This is a genomic window from Adlercreutzia equolifaciens, from assembly GCF_029076695.1.
Taxonomy (GTDB): Bacteria; Actinomycetota; Coriobacteriia; order Coriobacteriales; family Eggerthellaceae; genus Adlercreutzia; species Adlercreutzia equolifaciens_A.
The window spans coordinates 1-299 of the sequence record NZ_JARFIK010000426.1; the positions used below are offsets into that span (position 1 = coordinate 1).

Sequence of the window (299 nt, forward strand, 5' to 3'; positions counted from 1 at the left end):
GGGAAACCTTGATGCAGCGACGCCGCGTGAAGGAAGAAGTATCTCGGTATGTAAACTTCTATCAGCAGGGAAGATAATGACGGTACCTGACTAAGAAGCCCCGGCTAACTACGTGCCAGCAGCCGCGGTAATACGTAGGGGGCAAGCGTTATCCGGATTTACTGGGTGTAAAGGGAGCGTAGACGGCACGGCAAGCCAGATGTGAAAGCCCGGGGCTCAACCCCGGGACTGCATTTGGAACTGCTGAGCTAGAGTGTCGGAGAGGCAAGTGGAATTCCTAGTGTAGCGGTGAAATGCGT

General features: G+C 54.5%; 1 rRNA gene. It reads left to right on the top strand.

Going from position 1 to position 299, the window contains the following annotated elements:
* A 16S ribosomal RNA gene (locus PZH32_RS13025) occupies positions 1-299 on the top strand; the annotation flags it as partial.